General features: G+C 69.2%; 17 protein-coding genes and 1 riboswitch. Of the genes, 10 read left to right on the top strand and 7 right to left on the bottom strand.

Annotated elements, in window-relative coordinates; all coding sequences use genetic code 11:
* Window positions 1-65 precede the first annotated feature (65 nt).
* Complete coding sequence (locus tag Psi02_RS28855) at window positions 66-758, bottom strand: TetR/AcrR family transcriptional regulator (RefSeq protein WP_203978990.1); 693 nt, start codon at window positions 756-758, stop codon at window positions 66-68.
* Window positions 759-811: 53 nt separating this feature from the next.
* On the opposite strand from Psi02_RS28855, the gene Psi02_RS28850 reads away from it, so the two are divergent.
* The gene (locus tag Psi02_RS28850) at window positions 812-1,975 is read left to right on the top strand and encodes an FAD-dependent oxidoreductase (RefSeq protein WP_203978989.1); all 1,164 of its coding nucleotides are present in this window, start codon (window positions 812-814) and stop codon (window positions 1,973-1,975) included.
* Between the two features lie 192 nt (window positions 1,976-2,167).
* Here Psi02_RS28850 and Psi02_RS28845 read toward each other — a convergent pair whose 3' ends face one another.
* Together Psi02_RS28845 and Psi02_RS28840 are read right to left on the bottom strand one after the other, a co-directional pair.
* Window positions 2,168-2,986: a helix-turn-helix transcriptional regulator gene (locus Psi02_RS28845; RefSeq protein WP_203978988.1), complete on the bottom strand. Its 819-nt coding sequence runs from the start codon at window positions 2,984-2,986 to the stop codon at window positions 2,168-2,170.
* A 194-nt stretch (window positions 2,987-3,180) separates the two neighbouring features.
* The gene (locus tag Psi02_RS28840; protein ID WP_203978987.1) at window positions 3,181-3,573 is read right to left on the bottom strand and encodes a VOC family protein; all 393 of its coding nucleotides are present in this window, start codon (window positions 3,571-3,573) and stop codon (window positions 3,181-3,183) included.
* A 100-nt stretch (window positions 3,574-3,673) separates the two neighbouring features.
* Here Psi02_RS28840 and Psi02_RS28835 point away from each other — a divergent pair, with 100 nt between their 5' ends.
* From Psi02_RS28835 to Psi02_RS28825, 3 genes are all read left to right on the top strand, one after another.
* On the top strand, window positions 3,674-4,171 hold the full coding sequence (locus tag Psi02_RS28835; RefSeq protein ID WP_203978986.1) for a DUF2087 domain-containing protein: 498 nt from the start codon (window positions 3,674-3,676) through the stop codon (window positions 4,169-4,171).
* A 184-nt stretch (window positions 4,172-4,355) separates the two neighbouring features.
* Window positions 4,356-6,089, top strand: a complete 1,734-nt coding sequence (locus Psi02_RS28830) for an ATP-binding SpoIIE family protein phosphatase (RefSeq protein ID WP_239095240.1) — start codon at window positions 4,356-4,358, stop codon at window positions 6,087-6,089.
* A gap of 91 nt (window positions 6,090-6,180) precedes the next feature.
* Window positions 6,181-6,747, top strand: coding sequence for a TIGR03086 family metal-binding protein (locus Psi02_RS28825; protein WP_239095239.1), 567 nt, complete (start codon window positions 6,181-6,183; stop codon window positions 6,745-6,747).
* 18 nt (window positions 6,748-6,765) lie between these two features.
* On the opposite strand, the gene Psi02_RS41160 is transcribed toward Psi02_RS28825, so the two are convergent.
* Window positions 6,766-6,843: a 50S ribosomal protein bL37 gene (locus tag Psi02_RS41160; protein ID WP_373315687.1), complete on the bottom strand. Its 78-nt coding sequence runs from the start codon at window positions 6,841-6,843 to the stop codon at window positions 6,766-6,768.
* Window positions 6,844-6,999: 156 nt separating this feature from the next.
* Here Psi02_RS41160 and Psi02_RS28820 point away from each other — a divergent pair, with 156 nt between their 5' ends.
* From Psi02_RS28820 to Psi02_RS28800, 5 genes are all read left to right on the top strand, one after another.
* The gene (locus Psi02_RS28820; protein WP_203978985.1) at window positions 7,000-7,803 is read left to right on the top strand and encodes a DeoR/GlpR family DNA-binding transcription regulator; all 804 of its coding nucleotides are present in this window, start codon (window positions 7,000-7,002) and stop codon (window positions 7,801-7,803) included.
* Window positions 7,800-8,861 (top strand): galactose-1-phosphate uridylyltransferase, encoded by a 1,062-nt coding sequence (gene galT, locus Psi02_RS28815; RefSeq protein ID WP_203978984.1) that lies wholly within the window; start codon window positions 7,800-7,802, stop codon window positions 8,859-8,861. Before Psi02_RS28820 ends, galT begins: the two co-directional genes overlap by 4 nt.
* Before the next feature lie 71 nt (window positions 8,862-8,932).
* Window positions 8,933-9,070: riboswitch (cyclic di-AMP (ydaO/yuaA leader) on the top strand.
* Window positions 9,071-9,119: 49 nt separating this feature from the next.
* Window positions 9,120-10,016 (top strand): coiled-coil domain-containing protein, encoded by an 897-nt coding sequence (locus Psi02_RS28810; RefSeq protein ID WP_239095238.1) that lies wholly within the window; start codon window positions 9,120-9,122, stop codon window positions 10,014-10,016.
* 213 nt (window positions 10,017-10,229) lie between these two features.
* On the top strand, window positions 10,230-11,168 hold the full coding sequence (locus tag Psi02_RS28805; protein WP_203978983.1) for a rhomboid family intramembrane serine protease: 939 nt from the start codon (window positions 10,230-10,232) through the stop codon (window positions 11,166-11,168).
* A 69-nt stretch (window positions 11,169-11,237) separates the two neighbouring features.
* Complete coding sequence (locus Psi02_RS28800; protein ID WP_203978982.1) at window positions 11,238-11,747, top strand: DinB family protein; 510 nt, start codon at window positions 11,238-11,240, stop codon at window positions 11,745-11,747.
* A 37-nt stretch (window positions 11,748-11,784) separates the two neighbouring features.
* On the opposite strand, the gene Psi02_RS28795 is transcribed toward Psi02_RS28800, so the two are convergent.
* The gene (locus tag Psi02_RS28795) at window positions 11,785-13,089 is read right to left on the bottom strand and encodes a M50 family metallopeptidase (protein ID WP_203978981.1); all 1,305 of its coding nucleotides are present in this window, start codon (window positions 13,087-13,089) and stop codon (window positions 11,785-11,787) included.
* Between the two features lie 190 nt (window positions 13,090-13,279).
* Between Psi02_RS28795 and Psi02_RS28790 the strand changes: the two genes are divergently transcribed.
* Window positions 13,280-13,885, top strand: coding sequence for a response regulator transcription factor (locus Psi02_RS28790; protein WP_203978980.1), 606 nt, complete (start codon window positions 13,280-13,282; stop codon window positions 13,883-13,885).
* A 7-nt stretch (window positions 13,886-13,892) separates the two neighbouring features.
* Here Psi02_RS28790 and lanKC read toward each other — a convergent pair whose 3' ends face one another.
* Both lanKC and Psi02_RS28780 read right to left on the bottom strand, forming a co-directional pair.
* A complete protein-coding gene (gene lanKC, locus Psi02_RS28785; RefSeq protein WP_203978979.1) occupies window positions 13,893-16,481 on the bottom strand; it encodes a class III lanthionine synthetase LanKC in 2,589 nt (862 codons plus the stop codon).
* Window positions 16,482-16,537: 56 nt separating this feature from the next.
* Window positions 16,538-17,650: a PP2C family protein-serine/threonine phosphatase gene (locus tag Psi02_RS28780; RefSeq protein WP_203978978.1), complete on the bottom strand. Its 1,113-nt coding sequence runs from the start codon at window positions 17,648-17,650 to the stop codon at window positions 16,538-16,540.
* Window positions 17,651-17,734: the final 84 nt, after the last annotated feature.

The following is a 17,734-nucleotide window of genomic DNA, read 5'->3' as shown; positions in this document are numbered from 1 at the left end:
GAGCAGGTAGGTGCGCGGTCTGGCGGCGTCATGGTGCCACAGATGTCACCTGGAAATCCTGAGCGTCACGCCGGCGGCCGGGCGAGTTTGGCGGCCACGGCGTCGAGGACCCAGTCCAGGCCGGTCGCGAAGGACGCCTCGGCGTCCACCTCCGTGCCGTCGTGCACTGCCTTGGCCAGCGCCGGGAAGCGGCCCGTGGCCAGCATCCTCCTCACATGCGGGCCGGAGGCGCGCTGCCAGTCGCGCTTGGACAGGCCCGTGGCGCGCTCGGCCCGCAGGTTCGCGATCTCGCGCCTGATCGCGCCAGTGAAATAGGCGCTGACAGTCTCCACGGCACGCATGACGGTGTCGAGGTCGGCGAGGCCGTCGAGGGCGGCCAGCTTGGCCTCGGTCACGGCGAGGCCGTTCGGGCCCAGGGTCGGGCGGCCACCGAGCAGGTCGGCCAGCCATTCGTGACGGAGAGCTGCCTGCCTGGTGCGCTGGGCGAGGATGCGCAGCACCTCCCGCCAGTCGCCGAGCTGCTCCTCGGGGAGGATCTCGGCGTGGACCTCGTCCACCATGAGGTCGAACAGCTCCTCCTTGGTGGAGATGTATCCGTACAGCCGCATCGGGCCGGCGTCCAGCCGGGCGGCGACCTTGCGCAAGGACACCGCCTCCAGTCCGCCCTCGTCGGCCAGCGCGATGGCGGCGGCGACGATTCGCTCCCGGTCGAGCGGCACGGGGCGAGTCGGCGGCTCCGGCCGGTCCCACACAGTCATGGTTACATCGTACTGTTGCAATACGTTGTAATGATTAAATACAGTGTATCGCCATGAGCCACCGTATCGCGGTTGTCGGGGGCGGCCCCGCCGGCCTGACCTTCGCCCGCGTCCTGCACCGCCATGGTCACCCCGTCACCGTCCTCGAACGCGATCCCGCCCCCGACGCCCGTCCCCCGGGCGGCACGCTGGACCTGCACGAAGGGATGGGCCAGCTCGCACTGGAGAAGGCGGGGCTACTGGCGGAGTTCCAAGGGCTGTCCCGTCCCGAGGGGCAGGCCATGCGCATCCTGGACACGAACGGGACCGTCCTTCGCGACTGGAAACCCCGTCCGGGTGAACGGGCCAATCCCGAGATCGACCGCGGGCAACTCCGCGACCTGCTGCTCGGCCCCCTCGACGTCCAATGGGGGCGGCGCGTGACGGAGGTATTGCCGCAGACCCATGCAGGCGTGCTGGTCCGTTTCGCGGACGGGCGACGGGAGACGTTCGACCTCGTGATCGGCGCGGACGGCGCCTGGTCCAGAGTCCGCCCGGCGATCTCGTCCGCGACGCCGCACTACACCGGCGTCACCGGGGTCGAGACCTCCCTGGACGACGTCGACACCCGCCACCCCGACCTCGCCCGGTTGATCGGCGACGGTTCCATGGCTGTGTACGGCGTGAACCGCGCCCTCGTCGCCCAGCGCAACAGCGGCGGCCACGTCAAGGTGTACGCCCAGTTCCGCGCACCGCTGGACTGGCACACGAATCCGGACCGGCATATGGGCCTGGACACAGGCATGGACGCGGCCCTGGACCTGGCCGACGTCGAAGCCGTGCGATCAAGCCTGCTGGCTCTGTTCGACGGCTGGGCCGCTCCCGTCCTCGACCTCCTCCGCCACGGCACCGCTTTCGTCCACCGCCCCCTCTACGTCCTGCCCGTCTCCCACACCTGGGCCCACGTCCCCGGGGTGACGCTCCTGGGCGACGCCGCCCACCTGATGCCCCCATTGGGGGTGGGCGCGAACCTCGCGATGCTGGAAGGCGCCGAACTCGCCGAATCCGTCGCCGCCGCCCCCGGCCCCGGCGATCTGGACGAGGCCGTCCGTGCCTTCGAGGAACAGATGTGGGCACGGGCCGGCAGGTGGGCGGAGATCACGACGGCCGGTCTGGCACGCCTCGTGAGCCCGGACCCCACCGAAGCCCTCGCCCTCTTCGACGAAGTTCAATCCTGACTGCCAAGCGCGAGAGCACCAGCAGCTCGGCCCTCTGGTTCGAGCCTGCGCCTGTGACCGAAGGCAGGCTCACCCAGCACGAGCGCCGGCAGATCGCGGTGGGCCGGCCGACTGGTTCGGCCGAACCAGTCGAGAGTCGTGGAGTTCCGGAGGATGCGCCGGTCCCGTCTGCCGCTGGGGACGCTAAAAACGCTAGGGATGGGTACGGCGCAGCTCGGCCAGAGCGCGCTCGGACGGGGTGCCGGGCTCGGCCTCGAATATGAGGATCTGCTGCGTAGGGGCACTCTCGATGGTGAACATATGGGTATTGAAGGCGAGGTCGCCGACGTCGCGGTGGCGAAAGCGGACCGACGTGGCGGTCACGGCCCGTACGTCGTGACGAGCCCACATCCGGCGAAAATCGTCACTTGCGAGCGAGAGCTCCTCGATCAGCTCGACCATGGCCGGGTCCTGGAGGTCTGATCCCGCCGCGGCGCGCAGATGCGCCACCTTGACCCAGGACTGCTGTTCCCAATCCAGGTAGAACGCGCGTGCAGCAGGGTTGAGGAAGGCCAGGCGGACCAGATTGCCGGCGTGTTCCAACCCCTCGTAGATGGCGTTCGCCAGCGGATTCCTGGCCAGCACGTCGAGCCGGCCGTTCACCACGAGCGCCGAGACGTGGTCGCAGCCCTCCACGAACCGCAGCACGCTCGGGTTGACGGCGTCGACCCGGCCGGTGGGCCTCCGCTTGTGCGGTCGGCCACGCGCGAGCTCGTACAGATGCTCGGTGGCGTCGGCGTCGAGTCGGAGGGCCCGTGCCAGCGCTTGGAGTACTTGATCGGATGGCTTGTGTTCCCTGCCCTGTTCCAGTCGGGTGTAGTAGTCGACGCTGACTCCGGCCAGTATCGCCACCTCGTCGCGGCGTAACCCCGGCGTACGGCGGCGGCCGACTCGAGGCAGCCCGACCTGGTCAGGGGTCGTGACCGAACGCCGAGCCCGGAGGAACTCGCCGAGAAGATTCCCGTCGAACATATTGACAAGCTACAGAGAATCTTGTCAGGAGCCAGGGTGGGATACACCTATCAAATGATTGCGCTTTTCCAGCCGACCGGCCCGGTCGGCTGGAAAAGCACTCCCACCCGCATCATCACAGGGCCTGTCGGAGCTCCCGGGACGACGGAGACGGCACGGCAGGCGACTCGACGTCTCCAGACCGCTGACGAGAGTCAGCCGTCCAGGACGTGGGTGCGGGTGAGGAACTCGATGGCGTGCCCGTCGGGGTCGTCGACGTACACGCCTCTCCCCTGGTCCCGGTGGTTGATCTGGCCTGGGCCGTGGTGCGCGGGTTCGGCCCAGTGGGGCAGGCCCCGCTCGACGATCCGGCCGAAGATCTCGTCGAACTCGTCCTCCGAGACGAGAAGGGCGAGGTGCTGCATGATGATCCGGTCTCCGGCGACGAGCGAGTCGGCGTAGTCCACCGTCACCCCGTTGGCGAGCGGGACCGCGGCGAACGGCCCGAACGCCCTGGGTTCCGTGGCGCCGATCAGTTCCGTCAGGAACCGCGCGGAGGCGAAACGGTCTCTGCTGTGGACGATCGTGTGGTCGAGTTGCGCTGGCACGGGGACCTCCTGTGGTCCGAACTGGCCTTTCATCCGACTGTACAAAGGGCCTCGCCGACTCCGGGCAGCGCGGTCGCGCGGGAGAAAGTACGGTGGACCCGTGATCGAAAGAGACATCTCGCGCGTGCTCGGTCTCCTCGGGCAGGACGACACATTGCGGGTCTTCGCCGGTCTCGTGTTACGACCCGAGGATCCGCCCGGCAAGGTGACCGGGCTCGCTCCCGAGGTGGCCGAGCGGGCGCTGACACGGCTGGCCCGCGGCGGCCTCGCCGTACAGGATGAAGACGGCTGGCGAGCCGACCCGGAGGTGTTCCGGAACCTGCTCCGTGCGACGCCCAAGGAACCCGCGAGCCTGCTCGACACGTTCCTCGTCGATGGACGGCTGACCTCGCTCCCGACGAAGCGCGCGAAGAGACTGATCGTGCTGGACTACGTGGCGCGCGTCTTCGAGCCTGGTATCCGCTACTCGGAGAAAGAGGTCGACGTCGCGCTCCGCGCGTTCCACGACGATTACGCCGCCCTGCGGCGCTACCTGGTCGACGAGGCGTTCCTCAGCCGCGAGAACAACGTCTACTGGCGCAGCGGCGGCACCGTCTGAGGCCTGCGGCAGGCATGTGGCGGCGATCCCCCACCGCAATATCGGGCATATTGCCCATTAGTCATGAATCTAGGAAATCGCCGCATATCCGAGTCAATCTCCTGCCGACTTCGGAGATTGCTGAAATGTGATGTATCACCTCCATACGATTTGGGACACCCACCGTTTCCCGCCGGAGTAGCGATTGAACCGGAACTGCGTCATCAAGGCCCCCGCCCAGGACACCCGGGCCGAGTGGCGCCGCAGCAGCGCCGCGTCCGCGCACGAACGGCTCGCCTTCCTCAACGAGGCCAGCCGCCGGATCGGCAGCACGCTCGATCTCGCGGAGACGAGCCGCGAGCTCATGGACGTGGCCGTCCCGCGCTTCGCCGACACGGCGGCCATCATGGTGCAGGAACGGCTCATGATCGACGGCGAACTGCCCTCCCGGCCGATCGACGGGACCACGCTCTTCCGCCGGATCGCGCTCGGGGTGGCCAGCGACAACCCGGAGGCGTGGCTGCGCGCCTTCCCGATCGACGAGATCACGTCGTATCCCCCGGCGCTCCCCCACGCCCAGTGCATGGCGACCGGGCAGCCCCTGATGTATCCCGTCCTCGACAAGGACAGCGCCCGGCTGATCGGCGCCGGCATCGAACGAGAGGAGTCGGTCGCCGGCCTTCTCACCGAATCCTCGTTCCTCGCCGTCCCGCTGAAGGCCCGCGGCAGGGTGCTCGGGTGCGTGGTGTTCAGCCGCAGGCCGGGCAGCCGCCCCTTCGAGGAGCAGGACGTCTCAGTGGCGGAGGAGCTCGCGGCGCGGACGGCCGTGTGCGTCGACAACGCGCGGCTGTACACCCGGGAGCGGCGTACGGCGCTGACCCTGCAGAGCAGCCTGCTGCCCGCCGACCTCCCCCAGCCGCTCGGCATGGAGATCGCCTCGCGCTACCTGCCGGCCAGCGACCTGATGGGAGTGGGCGGCGACTGGTACGACGTGATCCCGCTGCCGGGCTGCCGTTCCGCGCTGGTCGTGGGCGACGTCATGGGGCACGGCACCCGGGCGGCGGCCACCATGGGCCAGCTCCGCACGGCCGCCCGGACGCTGGCGAGCCTCGACCTTCCGCCGGACGAGGTGCTCTTCCGGCTCAACCTGATGAGCCAGGACCTCGACCCCACGCAGATCGCCACCTGCGTCTACGCCGTCTACGACCCGGTCACGCGGAACTGCGCCTTCTCCCGGGCCGGCCACGTCCCGCCCGTGCTCATCCACCCCGACAGGTCGACCGAGATCATCGAGCTGCCCTCTGGGCTCCCTCTCGGCATCGGGAGCGATCCCCTGGAGATGCGCGAGCTCGTCCTGCCCGCCGGCAGCGTCCTCGCCCTCTACACCGACGGCCTGGTGGAGAGCAGGGATCGTGACATCGACGCCGGGATCATGGCCCTGCGCCGCCTCCTGGCGGGACCGGTCGAGGATCTCGAGGACATGTGCGACCTGACGATCAGCAGCCAGCGTCCCGGCCACGAGCGCGACGACATCGCCCTGCTGCTGGCCCGGGTGCGCGAGCTCGACCCCGACGAGGTGGCGACCTGCCCGCTGCCGGCCGACCCCCGGTTCGTGGCGCACGCCCGCCGATTCGTCCGGGCCACGTTGTCGTCCTGGCATCTGAGCGGTCTGATCGACAGCAGCGAGCTCATCGTCAGCGAACTGGTCACCAACGCGCTCAAACACGGCTGGCCGCCGATCGAGCTGCGTCTGCTGCGCGGCAGGACGCTGGTGTGCGAGGTCGCCGACGGCTCCCCGACGAGCCCCGCCCCGCGTGCGTCCACCCCCGATGACGACACGGGCCGGGGGCTTCAGCTCGTCAAGCGGTTCGCCTACCGCTGGGGCACACGCCCCACGCAGTACGGAAAGATCGTCTGGGTGGAGCAGCGCATCCACTGATCTGATGCTTCGTCCATATAAGACCGTGTACGACCTGATCGTCCAGAAGAGTTACGGTCGAAGGAGAGCTCCTGGGCGAGGAGGGGACATCATGATCGACATCCGGGACGCGTACCGCCGGGCGTTGGACGGCTTCGGGAACCGGCTCCAACTCGTCGAGGACGACCAGTGGGAGCTGTCGACCCCCTGCGTGGACTGGGATGTCCGGGCGCTGGTCAACCACATGGTCAACGAGAATCTCTGGGCGCCCGACCTCCTCGCCGGCCGTACGATCCCCGAAGTGAGCGACACCTACGAACGTGACGTCCTCGGCGACGACGCGATCAAGGCGTTCGAGGTGTCGGCGCAGGGCGCCGTCCAAGCGGTGTACGTCGAGGGCGCCCTGACCGCGGTGACCCATCTGTCCTTTGGTGACGTGCCCGGTGAGGAGTACATCACCGAACTGTTCGCGGACGCGTTGATCCACACCTGGGATCTGTCCCGTGCCATCGGCGCGCAGGAGCGGCTCGATCCCGAACTGGTCGCCACCTGCTCCGAATGGTTCGCCCAGGCGAAGGAGGGTTACCGCCAGACGGGAGTCATCGGGGACCACCGGGACGTGCCGGAAGAAGCGGATCCGCAGACCAGACTGCTGGCCGCGTGGGGCAGAACAGGCTGAACCGGCACGACCAGGTGCTCAACGCCCCGTGGGGCGCTTACCGTGGTTGGCCTTCTTCTTCTTGCGTGCCTTGGACTTGCGCTGCCGCTTTCCCATGACGCGTCGCCTTCCTGTCGGGACGGCTTCCGCCCTCCACCATCCTCCGTGCACGCGTGCCGGACAAGCACGTGATTCCCCTCGTCTCCCCATGACTCAACATGCGTGCCGTGGATATATGGCACAATTTGTTGGAATCTGTTGATTGGAGAGGTGATGCTGGCCCAGCAGCGGCAACAGACCATCCTGGAGAGGATCCGCAGGACGGGCGGCGTGCGCGTCGCGGAGCTGGTGCAGGATCTCGGCGTCTCCGACATGACGATCCGGCGCGACCTCGAGGTGCTCGCGGATCGCGGGCTCATCGAGAAGGTCCACGGCGGGGCCACGGCGACCGGCACGGGATCCACCGAGGAGCCCGGTTTCGCGGCCAAGTCCGTACGGCAGCGCTCCGAGAAGGAGGCCATCGCCCGGCGGGCGGCGCAGTTCGTCCGGCCCGGCAGCGCGGTGGCGCTCTCCGCCGGGACCACCACCTGGACCCTCGCCCACCACCTGGTCGACGTGCCCGATCTGACCGTCATCACCAATTCCGTCCAGATCGCCGACGTCTTCCACCGGGCGGCCCGAGGCGACCAGACCATAGTGCTGACCGGCGGCGTCCGCACTCCCTCCGACGCTCTGGTCGGCCCGGTGGCCGTCGCGGCCATCCGGTCCCTGAACGTCGACACACTCATGCTCGGCGTCCATGGGATGGGCGCCAGGGCGGGGTTCACCACCCCCAACCTGCTCGAAGCGGAGACCGACCGGGCGCTGGTCGACGCCGCGCACCAGCTCATCGTGCTGGCCGACCACACCAAGTGGGGCACCGTCGGCATCAGCACGATCGCCGAGCTCTCCCGCGCCCATGTGGTGATCAGCGACACCGGTCTGCCGGAGGACGCCATGGAGCAGCTGTCGGAACACGCCGGCGAGCTGGTCCTGGTGGACGCGGCGGCCCACGACGATTTGGGAGCAGTTCTGTGAAGCGCACCATCAGCCATCTCGCGGACGGCCGGGAGCTGATCTACTTCGATCGGCGGGACGACGCCGACCGCAGCGCGATCGACCCGCGTGATCTTCCCCCTCGGCCCTTCGCGTCCGAGCTGCGCTACGACCCGCTGATGGACGAGTGGGTCGCGATCGCGCGGCACCGGCAGACCCGGACCCACCTGCCCTCGGCCGACGAGTGCCCGTTGTGCCCGGCCAAGCCGTGGTCGGAGATCCCCTCCCCCTACGACGTGGCGGTCTTCGAGAACCGCTTCCCCTCGTTCAGCTTCGACCTCGGCGAATACGAGCAGGTGGGCGGGCTCAGCCAGGTACGGCCAGGCGTCGGACGCTGCGAGGTGGTGTGCTTCACCTCCGACCACAACGCGTCCTTCGGCTCGCTGAGCGACGAGCAGGTCGAGCTGGTCATGGAGGCGTGGGCGGACCGCACGGCCGAGCTGTCCTCGCTTCCGGGGGTCGAGCAGGTCTTCTGCTTCGAGAACCGGGGTCCCGAGATCGGCATCACGCTCCCGCATCCTCACGGCCAGATCTACGCCTACCCGTACGTGACGCCCCGGACGAAGCAGATGCTCGGCGCCGCCGCCCGGCACACGGGAGGGAACCTGTTCGCCGACGTGCTGAGCGCCGAGCGGACCGGTCCCCGGGTGGTCGCGGCCAACGAGCACTGGACGGCCTTCGTTCCCGCCGCCGCGCGGTACCCCTTCGAGGTCCACGTCTATCCGCACCGGCAGGTTCCGGACATCCCCGCGCTGACCTCCGAGGAGCGCTCGGCGTTCGCACCGCTCTACACCAGCGTGCTGCGCCGCCTGGACGGCCTGTTCGGCGTGGCCATGCCGTACATCTCGGCCTGGCACCAGGCGCCGGTCTCCTTCGGGCGCGACCTGGCCTACCTGCATCTTCAGCTGTTCAGCATCCGGCGGGCCCCGAACAAGCTGAAGTTCCTCGCGGGCTCGGAGTCGGCGATGGGCGGCTTCGTCAACGACATCCTCCCGGAGGAAGCGGCTCGGATGCTGCGCAATGTGCAGATAACAAGTTGATCTCTGATTTGTTCCAACTTTAGCTAGCAAAGACGCTTTCTTTACCACTACTATCCATCGCACCGGCTGAACCAGCCGGTGCGCCTAATCCCGGGCGCCTCGCCCGGGAACCGGGGACCCAACTCGCAACTGGGGTGAAGGCACTCGCGTGCCCGGGCAGCTCCAGCCCGAACCCGTCAGCTAACCCGGTCGGCAGATGGAGAGGAGTGGGCGCTGCCCCGCGTATTTCCCCTGGTCTCCGGGGTCCTCGTATCCGGCGTGCTCGTGTTCGCCACGTCGACCGCGAGCCAGGCCGCACCCAAACCCAGTGAGGGTCAGCTCAAGAAGCAGCTGTCCACACTGGAGAAGCAGGTCAACGACCTGATCGCCGACTACAACGCCACCCGGGTCGAGCTGGCCGAGGCCAAGAAGGCCGAGAAGAGCGCACGTGACCGGCTCGCGGGCACTCAGGGCGACTTCCAGGCCGCGCAAAGAGAGGTCGGGCAGCTCGCCGGGGTCCGCTACCAGACCAGCGGTGCGATCATGGTTCCCGACCCCTCAGGCTCCGCGGTACTGGCTCAGCTGCAGGCGGAGCAGGTCGCCGTGATCAACCGGTTCTCGCAGATCGAGGCGGACCGCCGGCAGGCCTCCGACGCCGCCGAGGCGTTGACGGAGCGGCTCACCGCGCAGTCCGCCAAGGTGACCGAACAGCGCAAGGACGCCCAGAAACTCATCGGCCAGATCAAGGACAAGCTCGACGAGCTGATCCCCCTCGCCCCCGGCAGGCTCGCCAACGGCTCCTGGGCTCCGGAACTGCCCAGCGGCGCCGACAACATCACTCCCCGGATGCGGTTGATGAAGAGCGAGGTCGAAAAGAACTTCGACCTGCGCTACACCGTCGGCTGCTACCGCAACGAGAGCAGCGGCGAGCACCCGCTCGGCCGCGCGTGCGACTTCATGATGAGCTCGGGCGGCTCGATGCCGAGCGCCGACATGAAGGCCCTCGGCGACGACCTCGCCGCGTGGGCCATCAAGAACGGCCCCAAGCTGGGCGTCATGTACGTGATCTGGCAGCAGCGCATCTACAACCTCGGCAGCCCCGGCTGGCGGAGCATGGCCGACCGCGGCGGGATCACCGCCAACCACTACGACCACGTTCACATCTCGATGCACTGAGCTTGATTCAGTGAGCTCGATGCGACCACAGACCATCTGTCCCACCCCCACGATCACGCGGGTGTGCGAGCCAAGCCCCCGCGGCCCGCACACCCGCGTGATCACCCCCTTGTTCACGTCTTGTGATCTTCCGTAGCCCCTTTCCCCGGCTCCGGCCCGATACCCTCGCTGCGCCCGCCACGCCCCCCGGCCCCGCATGAGGTGAGAACGCACATGGAAGATCAGGTTTCGGCGCCCGCGCAGGCCGAGGCCCCCACCTGTTACCGGCATCCCAAGAAGGAGACCTACCTCCGGTGCACCAGGTGTGACCGCTACATCTGCCCCGACTGCATGCGGGACGCGGCGGTGGGCCACCAGTGCGTCGAGTGCGTCCGCGAGGGCAACAAGTCCGTACGGCAGGCACGCACGGTGTTCGGCGGCAAGGTGTCCGCGGTGCCCGCCGTGACCTACGCCCTGATCACGGTCAACGTGCTGGCCTACATCGCGGAGCTGGCTTTCCCCGGGATCGTCGACCGGTTCGGCAACCTGGGCATCGGCCTTCTGGGCCCGGACGGCCGGCAATACCTCTACCAGCAGGAGTTCGCCCGCCTGTACGGGGACGGCTCCGGTCTCCAGCCCGTCGGCGTCGCCTTCGGGGAGTGGTACCGCCTCATCACCTCGACCTTCCTGCACCTGCAGCCGACCCAGGGACCGCTCGCGATCCTGCATGTCGTCTTCAACATGTACTGGCTCTGGACCCTGGGCCGGGTGGTCGAGGAGGTGCTCGGCAGGCTGCGATTCATCGCCCTCTACCTGGTGTCCGGGCTGGGCGGGTCGGCGCTCGCGTACCTGATCTCGCCGGACCAGGCCGCGGTCGGCGCCTCCGGTGCGGTCTTCGGGCTCGCCGTCGCCTACTTCGTCTTCAGCAGGCGGCTCAACCATGATCCGGCCGGTGCGACCCGGCTCATCGTGACGTTCCTCATCTGGATGGTCATCTCCGCGGGATTCTCCTCCTGGGAGGGGCATCTGGGCGGCCTGCTCGCGGGCGGCGCGGTCGCGCTCTGCCTGGCCCACCTGCCGCGCAACCGGCATCTCGCCGGCGTCGGCGCCGTGCTCGCCCTGCTGGTCGTCCTGGTGGTGCTGAAGACCTCGCAGCTCACCGGCGTCGTGTGACGGCTGCCCGCCCGCTCACCGGCGGGAAAACGACATGACACCGCCGCGCCGTCCCGGCAGGATCCAGGCATGACGGAAAAGCGAATCGATCCACCCCCGGTCGCGAACGAGCGGGAGATGCTGATCTCCTGGCTCAACTGGCACCGCGAGACCCTCGCGGTGAAGTGCGACGGCCTGACCGAGGAACAGTTGCGCCTGCGCCCGGTGCCCCCGTCGACGTTGTCGCTGCTCGGCCTGGTCCGCCACATGGCCGACGTCGAGCGCACCTGGTTCCGCAGGCGGCTGAACGGCGAGGACGTCGAGCCCATCCACTTCAGCCTCGAGGACCCCGACGGGGAATTCGACAACGTCGACACCGCGTCCGCCGACGAGGCGTTCGCCGCCTGGAGGGCCGAGGTGGACGCCGCACGGGCGGTCACCGCCGCCCACCCCGACCTCGACACGCTCGCCAGGCGTCAGGCGCGCGGTGTCACCGTCTCCCATCGCTGGATCCTCGTCCACATGATCGAGGAGTACGCACGGCACAACGGCCACGCGGACCTCATCCGTGAGCAGATCGACGGGGTCACCGGAGAGTGACCCCGCCCAGCGGCGACGCGACGGGCTGACGCGTGGGTCAGCCCGAGATGCGAATCGGGTTGACCAGGTCGGCGTAGATGAGCAGGCCGCCCATGACGAGCAGCACCGCCGCCATCGCGTAGGTCAGCGGCAGGGCCTTGGCCACGTCGACGTATCCGGGGATGGGCCGCCGCCGTACCCGGGCGATCCCCCGCTTGAGGCCCTCCCACAACCCGCCGAGGATGTGCCCTCCGTCGAGCGGCAGCAGCGGGATGAGGTTGAACATCCCGACGGCGAGGTTGAGCCCCGCGAGCAGGTTGACGAAGATAATGATCTTGTTTTCCGCGGACAGGTCCGATGTGGCGATCTCCCCGCCGATGCGGCCGGCCCCCACGATGCCGATCGGCCCGTTGGGGTCGCGCTTCTCACCGGAGAAGGCCGCCTGCCAGACGCCCACCATCTTCTTCGGGATGTTGACCATCGCCGCCGCCGTGGTCTCGGTGAAGTCCCACATCCGGCCGAGCACATAGCCGGGACCGGGCCTCTCGAGGACGCTGACGGGCGCCACACCGAGGAAGCCCACATTCTTCTGGATCTTCGAGGGCTCGTCGGGCACCGGCATGTCCTGCGCGATGAGGTTCACGCCGACCGTCAGCGTCTTGCCGGCCCGGTCGATGCCCAGCGTGGTCGCCCCGGCGCCGAGGTCGCGGATCCGGCGCGTGGTCTCGTCCCAGGACTTCACCGCGACTCCCCCGACCGACACGATGCGGTCACCGGGGCGCAGCCCCGCCTGGGCCGCGGGGGTGGCCGGATCGCCCGGCCGGCAGTCCCGCTTGTCCACTTCCGTCGTCGGCATCACGCACCTCGACACCGTCGCCACGACGGGCTGGGGCATCTGCACGCCGAAACCGATGAACACGACCGCGAACAGCAGGAAGGCGAGAACGAAGTTCATCGCCGGGCCGCCGAACATGATGATCGTCTTCTGCCACCACGGCTTGCGGTAGAAGACCCGGTCCTCGTCACCGGGGCGGATCTCCTCCGACGCCACGGCCCGCGCGTTCTCGATGAGGCCCTGCCACGGACCGGTCGAGATGCTGCGCAGCTTGGTCGGATCGTCGTTCGGGCGCGGCGGCAACATGCCGACCATCCGGATGTAGCCCCCGATGGGAAGCCACTTCACGCCGTACTCGGTCTCCCCGCGCCTGCGCGACCACATCGTCGGCCCGAAACCGACCATGTACTGGGTGACCCGCACCTTGAAGATCTTGGCGGGCACGAGATGACCGATCTCATGCAGCCCGATCGAGAGCAGCAAACCGACGAAGACGATCACGAACCCGGCCAACGAGAGCAGGATCATCAGCGCGTCCCCTCAAGTCGGAGATAGTGCCCTGCCAGACATCGCACCATTCGAGGGTAGCCCACGACATCGCCTCCCGAGCCGAGCCCGCGACGGTTCGGGTTGCGGGAGGCTGACCGGAACGGGACACTTCGTTGACAGTATGCATCCACTCGATCACCCTGTGAGAGACCGCGCAGAGGGGAGCGTCTTGATCCGGATCCTGGTTGCCGAACACCTTCCATTGGTACGGCGAGGCCTGGTGGCATCGCTCGACGGCGAAAGTGATCTCGAGGTGGTGGCGGACGTCGGCTCGGCCGAGGACATCGTCCCGACGGCCCTCGACCTCCAGCCCGACGCCGCGGTCATCGATGTCGACCTGCCCGGGGTCGACGGGCTCAGCGCGGCCGCCCGGCTGGGTGAGAAGGTGCCCCGCTGCCGGGTCATGATCCTGTCGGGCCAGCCCAATCCCGGACACGTGAAACGGGCCTTCGCGGCGGGCGTCCTCGGTTACATGAGCATTCAGGTGGCGCCGGAACAGCTCGCCCACGGGATCCGCCGGATCAACTCGGGACACCGCGTGGTCGATCCCGACCTCGCGGTCGCCGCGATCGAGGCGGCGGACAATCCGCTGACCCCTCGCGAGCTCCACGTCCTGCGTCTTGCCGCGGGCGGTGCCCGGTCGAAGGAGATGGCCGACCAGCTCGGCCTGTCGGTCGGCACGGTCCGCAACCACCTGTCGCGGATCATCTGCAAGACCGGGGCCCGCAACCGCGTCGACGCCGTCCGGATCGCCGCCGACGCGGGCTGGTTGTAGCCGGGGTTCACCCGCGATCGGCTCGCGACGTCTCCACCGCGGCGGCGTCCTGCCTGCTCGCCGGCATCGCGCCGCTCAGGAAGGGCAGGCCGACGGGTTCACCGTGGAGCGCGCCGCCGACCGCGAGCAACACCCCCGCCGTTCCTGTGGCCAGGTCCATGGACAGGCGCAGCAGTCGTTCACCGGGGAAGGCCAGGTGCCCCTGGTACGTCATCGAGTGCCATGACAGCGCGGCGAGCTGGCGGCCGGCCTCGGGGTCCTCGAGCCCCCAGCCGCCCGCGCGTTCCCTGCACAGGTAGGCGAGGGCTCCGGCCCGCCCGGTGAACAGCCCCGGCTGGCGGTGGAAGAGCGACCGCGCCGCGCGGTCGAGCCGCTGCCGCGCGGCCGAGAGCCCGGGGTCGGCTCGGTAGCGCAGGAGCTCGCCCAGCACCCAGGAGATGCCCACGCTGCCCCGGTCGAGGCCGGCCAGGACCCGCCTGCCCTCGGTCACCCGTAGCGACCCGTCGGCCTGGACGGCGCAGCGGCCCAGGTCGAGCCGGAGCGCGGCCTCGGCCTGGTCGAGCCACTGCACGTCGCCCGTCTTCTCATACAGCCGGAGGAACAGCAACGCCGGCCCTGATGCCCCGTACATCAGGCCGGTGCCGCCGGGGGCCTGCCCGGGGAGACGCTCGGCCAGCGTGCTCGCCGTGCCGAGCGCCTTGTCCAGCTCGCCGAGGTAGATCTGGTTGAGTCCGATGCCGGCGAGCCCGCCGTACAGGTCGGTCGCCTGCACCGGCGGGCGGTCGCGCCCGGCGGCCTCGAGGACCTCCAGCGCGGCCTGGTGATGGCCGAGGTTCGCCAGGGTGTGCGCCACCCCGTGCATGCCGTCGTAGAAGCCGGGCCTGCCGCCGCGCGCGCCGTTCAGCGCCCGGCTCAGCAGCCACTCCTCGTGATCGGGATAGCGGCCGGCGCCCGTCACGTGCAGGGCGTACAGCACGCCCGCCGCGCCGTGGGCGAATCCGAGGCCGCCGGACTCGAACTGGGCGATGTCGCCGGGGAAGAGCCGATCGGTGCGCTCCGGCGTGGCGGACGCCAGGATCGCCCGCGCCATCGACGACCGCATCTGGCGCCAGCCGTCCAGCGACGGAGCGAGCCTTGTCTCGCCGCCGCTCACGATGCGGACCGCGGGCCGCAGGAACCCCTCCTTGAGGGGGAAACTCCGGCGGATCGCCTCGGCCAGCTCGGCGGCCTTCCCCCGGTCGAGGAGGAACAGCTCGGTGAGCGGGAGGAAGAGGGCGAAGCGCAGACAGGCCAGGGCGAACCGGTCGACGTCAAAGCCGACGGTTCCCAGCGGGGCCCCGAAACCGGAGCCCGCGAAACCGGTTCCGGTCGCCTCGAGCACCGGCTGGGCCGCCTCGAGGCCGACCACCGTGACGCCGCCGTCCGGCCGGACGATGAACGACGACATGTCGAGGTCGCGCAGGACGAGCCCGTTCATGTGGAGCTTCATGACGGCGTCCTCGACCGTGGCGCAGATCTCCGTGGCCCACTCCACGTAGCCCTCGAGGTCGGCCTCCCCCGCGCCGCCGAGCGGGTGACGGGAGGCGAACACCTCGCTCAACGGCTCCCCGGTGACCCGGTTCGTCGCCAGATAGTGACGTGATCCCTGCGTGAAGTACGCCCTGAGCTCGGGGGCCACGCCGAGGCCGGCGAGCCGTTCGAGCACCTGCCGCTCGTGGGACAGACGGGCGACGGCGTCGGTGCCGGCCTCGTCCAGACCCGCGTCGGGGTGCGCCTCCTTGAGCACCACCCGCTCGCCCGTGCGAGCGTCGGTCGCGAGGTAGACCGCGCCGCCGTTGGTCCGGCGCAGCACGCTTTCCACGCGGTACGGCACGTCGGCGGCCGGATCGTCATGACCGGCCATGTACGGAAGAAGGAACGCGGGCGGCGTCACGTGGGACGGCAAGGTGAAGCTCGGCTCAGAGCGGTCCGCGGCCCCTGCCCCGTCCTGCGGCGAGAGGCCCGCGCCACCCTCCTCCCCGTCGTATCGCACGTAGACGGGGCCCTTGCCGTACCTCAGCCCGCCGGGGACGGCGGGACCACGATGACCGCCGAGAATGCCGTCGAGCTCGGCCAGCGCCGTCTCCAGCTCCGCCTCACCGGCCGGATGGACGGTGATGAACGTCCCGCTCGATCCGCGGTCGGCGTGCTCGGCGTTGTTCAGATGCAGGATCGGCCGTGTCCGGACGAAGCCGAAGGCGAGCTCCCGTTCGAGGCAGTGCTCCCCCACCTTCGCCAGGACCTCGGGCGCCTCCTCGATGCGTGCCGAAATGAGGATCTTCCAGCCCTGGCCGGGCGGCGTCGCGGTCAGGGGCCGGTAGGCCACCGCACCGGGTTTGCGCGTCCGCGCCCATCCACCCGGCACCGTGCGATGGGCCAGCTCGAAGCCGGGGTCGTCGGGACCGGCGAGCGGCGAGTCGTAGAAGGTCGGATCGGCGAGACAGTAAAGCTCGTAGTGCTTCTCCACGATCCGCCCCATTTCAGGCCGTTCGGCGCCGGCCGTACCGAGACACAGGGCCGCGAGCGCGGCCGATGACCTGGCACACGATACGCGCATGGGAGATTACATGGAGTGATGATTGTCGCCCTGTCGCGGCCTCTCCGGCCCGGCGCTCAGGGACGCCAGATGAGGACCAGGGCGCAGTCGTCGTTGTGCCCGGACGTCATCGACTGGACGAGCTGGCGGGCGCGGTCACGGAACCCCGAGGGCAGGAGCCGCTCGGCCTCCCCCAGCAGCCGGTCGAGCCCGGCGTCGATGTCGCGCCCCGGCTGCTCGATGAGCCCGTCGGTGAAGAGCATGAGCGCGTCGCCCTTGCGGAGCACCCCACTGTCGGGCTCGCAGTGCAGATCGGGAACCACTCCGAGGACGACGCCCTTGGCCGTCGAGACCCGCCACGTGCCGGTGCCCGCGTCGAACTTCACCACGGGCGGATGACCGGCAGAGGTGATCTTGTACTCGCCGGTCGACAGGTCGAGGGTCAGGTGAACCGCGGTGACGAACCCCTCGTCACCGAGTTGCCGGTGGAGATAGGTGTTGCAGGCGGCCAGGAAGTCCCGGACCGACCCGAGCAGGCCGCCGAACGTCCCGGACAACATGAGCGCCCGCGTCCCCGCGTCCACGCCCTTGCCGGAGACGTCCACGACCGCGATCTCGACGTGGTCCCCCTCGCGCATGGACACCACGAAGTCGCCGCCGAAGGACGAGCCGCCCGCCTGCTTGAGGACCACCTTGCTGCCCCATTCCTTGGGGAGCGGCGGCAGTTCGCTCTGCCGCTTCAGCCGGTCGCGCAACTCCAGGAGCATCGCGTCGCCGCGGAGGCCCTGCACACCGAGCTTGCCGCGGGTGCGGGCCATCAGCCACGCGAGCACGGCCGTGAAGCCCATCGTTATCAGCAGGCCCGCACCGACGCTCTCGATCCCCCTGATCGCACCCGTGTACGACAGGGAGAGCGCGACGGCGCACAGCAATACGGCCAGGCTGCGCAACCGCAGCTGGAGGCCGCCCATGAGGGTGACCAGGATGAGCAGCGAGGGCGAGAACCAGTAGGCGGAGACCTCCGCGTCGAGGATCCCGATGAGCAGGGAGACGACGACCAGCGCGATCAGCAGGCTGCGGTCGTTGGACGAGAGTTTCCGCACAGAACGGACAAGCGGCACCAACAGCGGTACGCGTCCCAGGAACGCGCGCAGCCGTGGAGGAATCAGCGGCGCCGGACGGGAACTCATGATGAGCTCGACTGTATCCGCCCAACCCGCATGAAGGCACCCACTTGACCAAGACCTTGATCATCAAGCACGTATATTGGGTGG

It is taken from the genome of Planotetraspora silvatica (assembly GCF_016863315.1).
Lineage (GTDB): Bacteria > Actinomycetota > Actinomycetes > Streptosporangiales > Streptosporangiaceae > Planotetraspora > Planotetraspora silvatica.
This window is presented reverse-complemented; position numbering and strand designations above follow the sequence as displayed.

Coding starts and splice junctions, on each gene's coding strand:
- Psi02_RS28855 (WP_203978990.1), bottom strand. CDS start 758: ATGACTGTGTGGGACCGGCCGGAGCCGCCGACTCGCCCCGTGCCGCTC.
- Psi02_RS28850 (WP_203978989.1), top strand. CDS start 812: ATGAGCCACCGTATCGCGGTTGTCGGGGGCGGCCCCGCCGGCCTGACC.
- Psi02_RS28845 (WP_203978988.1), bottom strand. CDS start 2,986: ATGTTCGACGGGAATCTTCTCGGCGAGTTCCTCCGGGCTCGGCGTTCG.
- Psi02_RS28825 (WP_239095239.1), top strand. CDS start 6,181: ATGATCGACATCCGGGACGCGTACCGCCGGGCGTTGGACGGCTTCGGG.
- Psi02_RS41160 (WP_373315687.1), bottom strand. CDS start 6,843: ATGGGAAAGCGGCAGCGCAAGTCCAAGGCACGCAAGAAGAAGAAGGCC.
- Psi02_RS28820 (WP_203978985.1), top strand. CDS start 7,000: ATGCTGGCCCAGCAGCGGCAACAGACCATCCTGGAGAGGATCCGCAGG.
- Psi02_RS28805 (WP_203978983.1), top strand. CDS start 10,230: ATGGAAGATCAGGTTTCGGCGCCCGCGCAGGCCGAGGCCCCCACCTGT.
- Psi02_RS28800 (WP_203978982.1), top strand. CDS start 11,238: ATGACGGAAAAGCGAATCGATCCACCCCCGGTCGCGAACGAGCGGGAG.
- Psi02_RS28795 (WP_203978981.1), bottom strand. CDS start 13,089: ATGATCCTGCTCTCGTTGGCCGGGTTCGTGATCGTCTTCGTCGGTTTG.
- lanKC (WP_203978979.1), bottom strand. CDS start 16,481: ATGCGCGTATCGTGTGCCAGGTCATCGGCCGCGCTCGCGGCCCTGTGT.
- Psi02_RS28780 (WP_203978978.1), bottom strand. CDS start 17,650: ATGAGTTCCCGTCCGGCGCCGCTGATTCCTCCACGGCTGCGCGCGTTC.